Raw genomic sequence first — 11,518 nt, forward strand, 5'->3', positions numbered from 1 at the left:
AAACCATCGAAATCTCAGGTACACTTCCGGCGGGGGCTTCAGTTGCCTATGAAAACAATGGAAGAACGAATGTCGGAAACCAACAGGTAACCGCTAGGATAACCGGTTCAAACTTCGATGATTTCGTATTGACAGCAGATTTGGAAATTACTCCTGCCACAATCAGAGGAATCACTTTCGAAGATGGAAATTTTGTATTTGACGGAACAGAAAAAACTCTTGAAATATCAGGGACTCTTCCGAATGGAGCTTCTGTTGCTTATGCCAACAATACCAGAACAAATGTGGGTACGCAAAATGTAACGGCTATAGTTACAGGTACTAATTATATCGGTTTGACTTTGATGGCAGAACTGGAAGTTACACCTGCCACTTTGACTCTTACAGTTACACCAGAACAGGGTAAGATTTATGGGGAAACTGATCCTATCTTGAGCTATACAGTCTCTGGCTTTGCAGGTGAAGACGATGAAAGTATTTTATCTGGGCAACTTGTTAGAGTAGCTGGCGAAGATGTAGGAAAGTATTTAATTGAACAGGGTTCGCTAAGCATATCACCAAACTATATTATCAATTTTGTATCAGCTGATTTTGAGATTGTCAAAAAAGCCTTGACTATTCAAGCAAATGACAAGTCTAAAATCTACGGGTCTGCCAATCCAGTCTTTACACTGACTTATTCTGGCTTGGTGAATGGAGATGAAAAAGTATCTATTGAACCAAGTATTAGCAGTACAGCTACAGCAACTTCAAGTGTTGGAACCTATCCGATAATTTTATTGGGTGGGTCAGATATGAATTATGACATCAAATTGGTGTCAGGGAAACTAGAAGTGACTGCAGCCTCCTTGACTTTAGTCGCGGATGATCAATCTAAAGTATATGACCTAGAAGATCCAGAGTTTACTTATACAGTTACTGGTTTGATCGGAAAAGATCAATTGAGTGGATCACTCTCAAGGGTGTCAGGAGAAGATGTTGGGAAGTACGACATTACTTTGGGTTCATTGACAGGAGGGGATAATTATCAGATAACACTCATCTCCGCTCAATTGGAAATAATTCCAACATCAATCAAAGAAATCTTTGAAATAGGAACTTTAGATATGAATTGGGGAGCTGTTTCTGATCTTCCAAACAGCGTGGCATTGATGGCAACAAATGGGAGACCATACTTCCTTGATGTAACTTGGAATGAATTACCTTTGAATAGGTTTAGAAGGGGGACATATGACTTGGTGGGTGAAGTAATACAGACATCTTGGCTCAAAAATCCAGAAAATTTGAAAGCTGAATTGCAAGTTAGGGTCCTTCCAAAACCATTACCGCAAGACATCTTATTGTCCAATAATACTTTCGAGGGAGCGAAGAGCAATCAGGAAGTAGCGATTGGTTCTTTGACAGTATTGGATTCTATAGACAATATACATGTACTTGGAGTACCTTACGATTTGGAAGATAATAGATACTTCAAAGTGATCAATGATGTACTATACTGGAGCAGTGAAAATCCTGCAGGTGGTAGAACGACCTTCAAGGTTGTCGTGAGGGTCACCGATAGAGACTTGAATACTTTGGATAAGGTATTTACTATAGAAAGAAGCAGACAGTCAGTAGCTAGCATAGAAGTATTTAATACTTTCACGCCAAATGGAGATGGTATGAATGATACTTGGGGAGTTCCAGATTTGAGATACTACAGAAACGTCAGAATCCAAATCTTCGAAAGAGGAGGTGAAAGAATGTTCTACACTGAGGATCCAGATATCCGATGGGATGGAACTTTCAATGGTAGAGAGTTACCAATTGGGACTTACTATTGGACCATTGAAGTTGGAGAGACAGGAGAAGTAAGAAAAGGAATGTTGAATCTGTTAAGAAAATAGGAACTAGGAAAAAGGGGGATGGTGGGATTTGTATACAATACACTTGTCCCCCTCTCTTTTTTAACCTTTTCCCTTAAAATAGAAATTTATGAAAAAGATATTTATACTCTTGTTAAGCTTCGGACTGAGCACGACGCTAATCGCTCAATCAAGAAAATACATCTCCCAGTTCAGCCATTTACAAGGGTATTACAATCCCTCATTGACCGGCTATGAAGGTTCTATGTTGCGAGGCTTTGTCCGCAATCAATGGGCAGGTTGGGAGGGAGCTCCAAAGACTTACTTTGCCTCTGCAGAGCTAGACTTCGGCCAACTCTCTGGTCAGGTATCTGGCGATATTCTAGGTAAGAATGCCGCTGGTATCTCTATCTTACATGATCAGTATGGTGCCTTTGCTGAGACGGAGTTTGTTGCTAGCTACGCATCTAGGATACAGGTGGGAGATCAGACCAACTTGAGATTGGGAGCAGGCTTAAACTACCGCTCTGTTCGTTTGGATGGAAACAGCATGACTACCGAACAGGCAGATGACCCGATTGTGGGCCAGTACATAGGTAGCTTCTCTAATATGCAGGTAATGGATTTCAATTTAGGCATTGCCTTAACGCATCCAAGTTATTATATTTCCTATGCTGTACATCATGTTAATCAAGGTGCGATTAGTTCTGGAGATGTATTTATGGAAAGGATGCCTAGAATAGGCATCTTTCAGGCAGGTTACAGAAATAGACTTAGTGAGAATTTAGCCCTAGCGACCAACTTCATGTTTAGAAGTCAGTCAGATTTACCTGATAATCTGGAATTAAACCTAAAAGTTGTTCTGAAAGAAAAGCTATGGATAGGTGGAGGTCATAGAATAGATTATGCGAATAATTTTCAGTTTGGCTTACTATTCGACAAGATGCGAATAGGCTACATCTACGAGATGCCAATGCTGAGGAGTTACTTGCTCCCTAATGTGACGCATGAATTTATGCTGACTTATGCGCTGTTTGGAGATAGGAGAGGGATGATTTGGTGATTCTGTTAAATACTTAAATCTTGGACGTCAGTGGGATTTTGTATTTAGGCCTCATTCTACGGATCTGCTCAATAGTCAGGCCTATTTTATCCTAATGTTTCATATATAATTAGTCTTGATTTTTTGTTTTTTGGGTATTCTTGGGTCAAAATCAGAAATGGTATTGGGCTTGGTTTAGTATCGTAGATGAATTTGTAATTTTGAAAAATGCGAAGTTAGAATTGACCCTACTGTGAGCAGGGAAACAAAAGTAATATGGACTCACTTTTTGGATTCAGTAATCCTATCATAGGTACGCGAGTGGTACCAAGTAATTATGAAATTCAGTTTCTTAAGAATTTAGGAGTATGATTGGAGAGTTCAGGTTTTAATACTTATCTGTGTTAAGGCCATATGAACATAATTTTAATATGACTTAACATGTTAAAATTTAACATTTTTCTAGGATTTACTCAGCAAGATTTGTGGGAGTAAACCATTAATCTTATGTACAATTTATCTACACAACAAAAGAAAAAAGCCACCAAAGTATTTGTTTTAACATGGATATTTTTGTCGGTAATCTCAATTCAATCAGTCTTTGCCCAAGCGACCAATGCTACTGTAAGTGGTCTAGTACTGGATGATTCAAATGAACCCCTTATTGGGGCAAATGTGCTTGTCAGAAATGAATCTACAGGTTTCGAGGCAGGTACCGTAACAGGAGTTGACGGAAGGTTTCAGCTTCAACAATTGCCTTTGGGGAAACCCTATTCAATCACCGTAAGCTTCATTGGTTTCAATACCCAGAAACTCACAGGTTACCAGCTCAACCAAGGTGATAGAATTAATCTTGACTTGAAGTTGGATTATGGGAGCAGTGATTTGGCTGAAGTAGTCGTGTCGGGTGATAGCTTCAAAAATCAGGTTGATAAGCTTGGTGCGGTAACTGCCATTGACTCGAAACAGATCAAAAATCTTCCCACGGAAGGCAGAAACTTTACAAATCTAACTGCTTTATCACCACTTCAAGGAGGTGGAGGGCTTAATTTGGGAGGTCAAAGGAGAACCTCTACCAATGTTACCCTCGATGGGGTAAATGCGAGAAACCAGTTGACAGCAGGTGAGATAGGAAGAGGGCCTTATACTGTTTCCATAGAAGCAATCCGTGAATTTGAAGTAGCCACAAACTCTTATGATGTAACGCAGGGGAGACAAGCCGGTGGGGCACTCAATGCAGTGACCAAAGCAGGGACAAATACCTTAGAAGGATCGGCCTTTGCATACCATAGAAATGATAATCTTGCCAGTCCTTATGATATCAGAGGAAATAGAAGGGAAGTAGCATTCAACAACACACAGTGGGGATTTAGCTTGGGAGGTCCTATTGTAAAGGATAAACTCCACTTTTTTACCGTTTTTGACAGGCAGGATGCAGGTGAACCCGTATTTATCGCTGACATTAGAAACGAGGATGATGAAAGAAGGCTAAGGATCAGGAAAGATACCTTGGACAAGTTTATCGATGTAGCCAGAAGACTTTATGGAGTAGGTCAAGAGCAACAGGTTGGGGAGTTTAGCAGAAAAACTGTAGCCAATACTTTTTTTGCAAGATTGGATTGGCAAATCAACAAAAGGAATAAGCTGACCATTAGAAATAACTACACAGACTGGTCAAATCCTTTTTCGGTCAATGACAATACAGCCATCAACCTCTCGGAAGTGAATGGGGATTTTACCTCCAAAGAGAATAGCTTACTGTTTTCATTAAGGACAATTGTTAATCCCAATACAACCAATGAATTGAAAGTCCAGTTTCAACATGCCGAAAGGGCTTTTACTGTCAATAGACAATTGCCTGCTACCAATATGCCAAGGGCAATCGTTAGGGTAGTATCTCCATTTCCAACGGAAAACAACCCCAATGCCATCCAGACTACCAATGTTCAAATAGGAGGACAAAGGTTTCTTCCTGAAACCAATTTGGAACAACAAATACATATCGTCAATAGTACTTACATGCAAAGGGGTAAGTTCAACTTTACTTTTGGTACAGACAACATGGTCACTTATCTTGAGACCTTGTTAAGCAGTGAGCAAAATGGTAGGTTTTTCTATAATAGCTTGCAAGATTTTGAAAACAACAATCCTTTCAGGTATGCAAGGGAAGTACCGCTTCAGGGACTTCCTGTCGTCAAGCAGACAGTTGTTGACCTATCTGCATTTGCCCAAATGGAAGTCAATCCCCATAGAGATGTGAATTTGGTCGCTGGACTAAGGTATGATGCAACAATGTTCATGGACGAGGCCGCTTTCAATCCAAGTGTATTTAATGAACTTGGGATTAGGACTGATAATAGGCCTGCGGATTTCAAAAACCTTCAGCCAAGAGTTCAGGTTTCTTGGGATATCAAAGGCAAGAATACGGATGTCTTAAAATTTGGTGCTGGTATTTTTGCAGCACAGCCACATTATTATGCCCAAGTAAACAATATTCAAAATTCAGGAGCTATGTTGGCTGCAATAGATGTACAGGGAGAACTTGTACCTGAAGCAGATTTTATAGGTTATAGAAATGGAGTTCCTGCACCTGGTATTCCCGAAGGAGCTGATTTTATATCTACAATCAACAGTGTGTCTGATGATTTTAGGGTCCCAAATACATTCAAGGCAAACCTCAACTACAATAAACTCTTGGGAAACAGATACAGGTTGGGAGCAAATATTATTTATTCCTATACTTTCAACAACTATGTCTATCTAGAAAGGAACTTAGTTGACGAACCATTCTTTAGGTTGGAAAATGAAGCTAACAGAGGAGTTTTTGTTCCGGCAAACACTATTGGTCAAAATGGACAGACCAATTGGCTCAATTCAAGAAAATCAAATGATGTGGGAAGAGTTTTGGAATTGAATTCCGTTGGGGCAGGTTACCAATACGCCTTGATCCTTGATGGTAGCATGAGGATAGGCAAAGATGGATACTTGACAGCCTCCTACACCTTCAACCAAGCTTTTGACAATACTTCATACAATTGCTGTGTGGCGAATACCTCAACTTTTCTTCCGGTAGTAGATGATTCCAGAAGACTGAATTGGGCGTATTCTGATAATCAATTCAAACACAAAATAGTATTGAACGGTGCATCGCCTACCTGGAAAGGGTTTACCATGGGTGCTACACTGATTGGTGTCAGTGGTTCAAGGTACTCGTTCCTTGTTTCCAATGGATCATTACAGGGGGATTTTCCTCTCAACAATGCTCTTGCATTTGTATTTGACCCGAATGATCCAAACACACCAGATAACATAAGGGATGGATACAATGCAATTCTTGATGATCCAAATACCTCGGAGAGTACCAAAAAATACCTAAGGGAGAGTTTTGGGAAAATTGCAGAAAGAAATGGTGGTGAAAACCCCATGTTTTTTAACCTTGACCTAAGACTGTTGAAACAGATCAATATTGCAGGAACCCATAGATTTGAATTGTCTGGAGATGTATTCAATTTTATGAATTTACTAAACAAGGAATGGGGTGTCAACAATAACCTAGGAAGCTCAAGAAACCTACAAAGCATCAGGGGATTTGATCAAGATACCAGACAATATGTCTACAATGTAGAACAGGGTGTAGGCGTACTTCCTATCAATGGAACGCCTTGGAGGATTCAGCTGGGTTTGAGGTATTCATTTTGATTTCCTTACCTGATTTGGGTATTGATATCTTATGTTAAGGGTGGTTTAAGTTTTCATGAAGTTTTAGGAAGTGGGGTGATTATGTCACTACACTTCCTGAATTTTAAAGAAAAAATCATGGATATCCTTTCTTATTTTCAAAGCCAACTTTCAAAAGAAGAAGCCAAACACTTGATAAAAGAGCAGTACTACAAAAAGGGTGATTATTTATACACACCACCGCATAAGCCTAACGAGATGTTTCAAATCTTTGAGGGTGCTGTAAAAATCGGGACGTATTCGGAGAACGGGGAAGAAGTATGCTATGATATCCTTTACAAAAAAGAGGTGTTTGGAAATCTCAGATATCTAAATGGGCAATTCTTTGAATTTGCCAAAGCATTGACAGATTGCAGGGTGATATCATATGAGCTTTCTTTTTACAAGAAAATGATAGTCTTTGACCCTTTGGTGTCCGATTGGTTCAACAAGTCTGTCATACAGCGTTGGTGTCGAATGGAAACCCGCTTGTTCAAAATATGCACGCTCTCCCCATCAGATAGGATAAAAGCTGTTTTCAAAGAATTTGACGATACAATTATTGACGCTCGGTCAAGTAAGGTTTTTATACCAGATCTATTGCATAAAGTTGATATATCTCAAATGACTGGGATCTGTAGGCAAACTGTCTCAAAACTGATGAAGGGTATGGAAGCAAAAGCTAATACTCGAAGATTAGAAACTGATTTATCTAATTAATTTGAATTTATAAAAAACATGATAACTACAAAATTAAAAGCAATCGGGCTTTGCATCATTACAATGCTAGCCGTAGAATTTTCTTCCTTTGCCCAACAAATAAGCAAAATTGCTTTTGGATCCTGCAACAAACATGATCTACTACAGCCACTTTGGGAACCTATTAGTTCTGATAATCCGGATGTGTTTCTTTAGTTGGGAGATAATGTGTATGGTGATACCGATGATATGGATTTGCTAAAATCAAAGTATGATGCACAAAATATGGTCGATGGATATCGAAATCTTAAAAAGTCTGCCAAAGTTATAGGTGTTTGGGATGACCATGATTATGGTATCAATGACGGAGGAAAGTTCTATGCCCAAAAGGAGGCTTCCATGGAATTGATGCTTGATTTTCTTGATGAGCCAAAAGATAGTCCTCGTAGAAAACAGAGTGGGGTTTACGCTGTTTATGAATTTGGAGGAGGAAATGAAAAAGTCAAGGTTTTCCTTTTAGATGCAAGGTTTAACAGAGATACTTTGTATCGAGAAAATGGTGAATACCTGCCAAATTTGGAAGGTTCTATTCTTGGTGAAGAACAATGGGAATGGTTGGCTTCAGAATTGGGTAAAAGTACGGCACAAGTAAATATTATCGCATCAGGAATTCAGTTTATTCCAACAGCCCATCCATTCGAAAAATGGGAGAATTTTCCCAAAGAACGAGAAAGGTTGTTTAAGCTAATTGAACGCTCAAAAGCTAAAAACCCTGTATTGATCAGTGGAGACAGGCATATTGCAGAAATATCAAGGTTAAAAGACGGTAAGTTTCCCAATGGTCTGTATGAAATCACATCAAGCGGGATGACTCACGTATGGAAGACTTATAAAGAAGAGTACAATCCATATCGAGTAGGAGGGTTGATTGCTTCCCTTCACTACGGTTTGGTAGAGTTTGACTGGGAAAACAATCAGATGATCTATCAAATAAAAGGTAAAGAAGGACAGGTTTATTTGGAGCAGTCTATCCCAATACGTGATTGACTTTGTCAACTAACTGCCAAGAATTCTTTATAAAAATCCCATCCAAAATTCAATTGGATGGGATTTTTGATCAAGATACTTGTTGAACAAATCAAGTAATTATTTACCCCATCTGAAAGTTTTATCCATTTATTAATGTCAATTTCTGGGAAAACTCAAGTCAGTCTTATGGGAATCTAAACATCTAATAGATAAGAATTGTCTAATTACTCCTACTTGAAACATATTGATCTATATTTTGAATGAATCGTAGCTTTAGAAATCCATCAAAAATTCAGTAAGGTTAGTTTCTTGCTCAAGTTCAAGTTTCTTTCTTAACCTGTATCTGCTCACTTCTACACCTCTCACCGAAATATTCAAGAGTTGTGCGATTTCTTTAGATGTTAAATTCATCTTGAGAAAAGCACAGAGTTTTTGGTCTTTAGTTGTAATGTTTGGAAAAGTATCCCGAAGTCTTTTTAGGAAATCGCCATTTACTTGATCAAAATGTTGAGTAAAATTATCCCAGTCTTCATCAAGTTTCCCTTCCTGATCAATGAGCCGGTGCAATTTTTTGAGGAGTCTATTTTTCTCTTGCTCTTCTGAAACCTCAATTATGGAATGAATATCAGATTTGATTTTTTCTAGAATTTCACCTTTATGCAATAGATGCAGCGTGTTTGAGGCAAGTTCCTTATTTTTGAAATCAAGTTCTGACTGTAACTTTTCCTGTTTCAATCTGTTGAGTTCATTTTGTGCCAACTCTACATTTTTCTGATTGATTTCTTCCTTTTTTCTATACTGAAACTCAAGATGTTCTTTTTCTTTATGGTACTTTTTTCTAGGTAAAATAATGATAATTGCAATTACAGAAAAAATCAAAATCGTGTAAATAAAATATGCGAAATTCGATCTGTACCAAGGTGGAGAAATAGTAAATGAATATTGATCTTCAGAAAACTCGTTAGGTTTACTTGAAAGTCGCCCTCGAATTTTAAATGTATAATTTCCAGGTTTTAAGTTTGAATATTCTTTGTTTGATTTACTTTGCCATTCCGACCAATTTTGATCATATCCTTCCAAAAGCCATGAATATTCCTTTGGATCTTGATTGGAAAATTGGATTACAGCAAATTCGAACTTTATATCATTTTGCTTTGCATCTAACTTGACTTCTTTAGGAATGTAATGATCACCTATTTTCTTGTTGTTTGTGGTAGAGTCGTTGAATGCCAGAATTGTGACTGACCTTATCAAAGTGTTTGGTATTGAATTGTTTAATTTGTTTTTATTAAAATAAACGAAGCCTTTCTCAGTGCCAAAAGCTGTAATGTTTGAATCCAAAGGGTAAATAAAATCAAAACCAGAAATTATCTTACCTCTCAGAAAATTGAGGATTCTTTTTTGATAGATTTTCCCACCTCTGTTTTCAATAGGCTCTAAAACTCCAATTTCATTTTCTTTGACATACCAGATTTCTCCGGATTTCCCTTCAACAAGTGATGAAAATCTTCCTTTTTTCTCAAAGTATGAGTTTAAGGCCGTGTATTCTTTAAATCTCTTTTCTATTGGATCAAATTCAAACAAACCTTTTGCGGTACTGAATAATATTTTGTTTCCAAATGTTAAAATGTAATTGAAATTCTCAGTTATAATTTCAGTTTCTTTACCAAAATACTGATAATCTAGGTCTTGATAATTATTAGAAAAGGTCAATCTAAAAAAGCCTTTATATGGATGAGCCATCCACAGAGTATTTTTATCTTCTCTGACTAAAATCCTGCATGATTCATTGAAGTCAGCATACTGCTTTATGTAGATCCATTTGTCATTTTGTTTTTCAAATAAATGAAGACCATCATAGGATCCTGCTATTAAAAATGAACCATTTTCTGAAAATTCGACAAAAGTCCAAGCTCCTCTGAATGAAGCAAAATTCTCAGCATAAGTATATTTTGATTGATTTAATATTTTTGCCCCTTCATGATGACCTAACATAATTTTCCCCTCTACTTCCACGATATCGTATGTTTGACCTTTTGTGTTTTCTATTAATCTATAGGAGTTTTGAGGATAAATCTCATCTTCATTTAAAGCATAGAGTCCATTCGACGTGGCAAAAAAGAAAATATCACCTTTTTTTAAAATTTTATATCCTCCACCCTCCAATTGACCGTCAGGATAGCTAAAGGAATATGGATTATTTACCATAAGGTATTCAATACCTGCATTAGTGCCAGCAAGAAGATTTCCTTTCTTATCAGTGTAAAGACTGTAAATATTATTACTTTGAAGCCCTGATTGCTTGTCAATTCTTTGAATTAATTCCCCATTTTCATTGAAAATCAATACTCCTCCTTGATAGGTGGCGAGCGCAAACTTATTTTCACTTAAGGGTTGAATTGCACTGATTCTATTCTTTTCTAAGAAAATCTCCTGATTTGTCCTGAATTGGGTTAATTTTTTATCGGCAAACAAATACAAATCTCCTTTTTCAGTTGCTATCAAAATATCATTTTTGAATTTTATGAGACCCATCATTAGGCCACTTTTTTCCGGTATTTGAGCTAATAATCTCTCTTCTTTATTATCAAAATGCAATAGACCTCTACCCGTGTCATAAGTAAATATTTGATTATCAATACTTTTTAAATACATGAACCTCCCTGAAGCTTTCCAAAAGTTTAACTCATTGTTTTCAAGTTTGTAGATATAGTTGGAGGTTCTAAAATATATGGCTCCCTTGTAGTTGGTTAAATTCCAAATTTCTGATATATCAGGATCTATATTTATCAATTTTTCGACCAGGGAGGTGTAAATTAATTCCCCTGATTCATCAGCTTTGTAATATCCAAATTCGCGTTGTGCACCTACCCAAATTTTTTCATCTTGATCTACACAAGCAGTTCTGACAATTGTTTTATTTGGCATAGGGAAAACGCTCCAATTTTCACCATCATATTCTAGCAATCCACCACTATTGGCTACATACATAAGCCCAGATGAACTTTCTGTAAAATCCCAATTTTGTATACCTCCATTATAATCGCTTTTTGAGTACAGTTCAGTGAATGGCAAACCTTGACCCTTCAATTGAAGAGTTAAAAAAACTAAAAGTGTTGTAGTAAATAGAAAGTGAATTTTGAATTTGAGCATCTTTTTCTATTGGTATAATAGTAAGATTGGTTGA

7 protein-coding genes are annotated in these 11,518 nt (G+C 37.3%); 6 read left to right on the forward strand and 1 reads right to left on the reverse strand.

Translation table 11 applies throughout. From position 1 onward, the window contains the following. The 6 genes from MM213_RS02295 to MM213_RS02320 form a co-directional block, all read left to right on the forward strand. On the forward strand, positions 1-1,886 hold a 1,886-nt coding region (locus MM213_RS02295; RefSeq protein ID WP_241409805.1), incomplete at its 5' end, for an MBG domain-containing protein. An 88-nt stretch (positions 1,887-1,974) separates the two neighbouring features. After that, a complete protein-coding gene (locus MM213_RS02300) occupies positions 1,975-2,907 on the forward strand; it encodes a PorP/SprF family type IX secretion system membrane protein (protein ID WP_241409807.1) in 933 nt (310 codons plus the stop codon). Between the two features lie 486 nt (positions 2,908-3,393). Continuing rightward, positions 3,394-6,585: a TonB-dependent receptor gene (locus tag MM213_RS02305; protein WP_241409809.1), complete on the forward strand. Its 3,192-nt coding sequence runs from the start codon at positions 3,394-3,396 to the stop codon at positions 6,583-6,585. A 117-nt stretch (positions 6,586-6,702) separates the two neighbouring features. Next, positions 6,703-7,323 carry a Crp/Fnr family transcriptional regulator gene (locus MM213_RS02310; protein ID WP_241409811.1) on the forward strand — a complete coding sequence of 207 codons (621 nt, stop codon included), beginning with the start codon at positions 6,703-6,705 and terminating at the stop codon, positions 7,321-7,323. 18 nt (positions 7,324-7,341) lie between these two features. Then, positions 7,342-7,518: a hypothetical protein gene (locus tag MM213_RS02315; protein ID WP_241409813.1), complete on the forward strand. Its 177-nt coding sequence runs from the start codon at positions 7,342-7,344 to the stop codon at positions 7,516-7,518. A gap of 33 nt (positions 7,519-7,551) precedes the next feature. Next, positions 7,552-8,349 carry an alkaline phosphatase D family protein gene (locus MM213_RS02320; RefSeq protein ID WP_241409817.1) on the forward strand — a complete coding sequence of 266 codons (798 nt, stop codon included), beginning with the start codon at positions 7,552-7,554 and terminating at the stop codon, positions 8,347-8,349. A 255-nt stretch (positions 8,350-8,604) separates the two neighbouring features. On the opposite strand, the gene MM213_RS02325 is transcribed toward MM213_RS02320, so the two are convergent. Next, on the reverse strand, positions 8,605-11,484 hold the full coding sequence (locus MM213_RS02325; RefSeq protein ID WP_241409819.1) for a triple tyrosine motif-containing protein: 2,880 nt from the start codon (positions 11,482-11,484) through the stop codon (positions 8,605-8,607). Positions 11,485-11,518: the final 34 nt, after the last annotated feature.

Source organism: Belliella alkalica, assembly GCF_022549785.1.
GTDB classification, from domain to species: Bacteria; Bacteroidota; Bacteroidia; order Cytophagales; family Cyclobacteriaceae; genus Belliella; species Belliella alkalica.

Coding starts and splice junctions, on each gene's coding strand:
- MM213_RS02300 (WP_241409807.1), top strand. CDS start 1,975: ATGAAAAAGATATTTATACTCTTGTTAAGCTTCGGACTGAGCACGACG.
- MM213_RS02305 (WP_241409809.1), top strand. CDS start 3,394: ATGTACAATTTATCTACACAACAAAAGAAAAAAGCCACCAAAGTATTT.
- MM213_RS02310 (WP_241409811.1), top strand. CDS start 6,703: ATGGATATCCTTTCTTATTTTCAAAGCCAACTTTCAAAAGAAGAAGCC.
- MM213_RS02315 (WP_241409813.1), top strand. CDS start 7,342: ATGATAACTACAAAATTAAAAGCAATCGGGCTTTGCATCATTACAATG.
- MM213_RS02320 (WP_241409817.1), top strand. CDS start 7,552: ATGGATTTGCTAAAATCAAAGTATGATGCACAAAATATGGTCGATGGA.
- MM213_RS02325 (WP_241409819.1), bottom strand. CDS start 11,484: ATGCTCAAATTCAAAATTCACTTTCTATTTACTACAACACTTTTAGTT.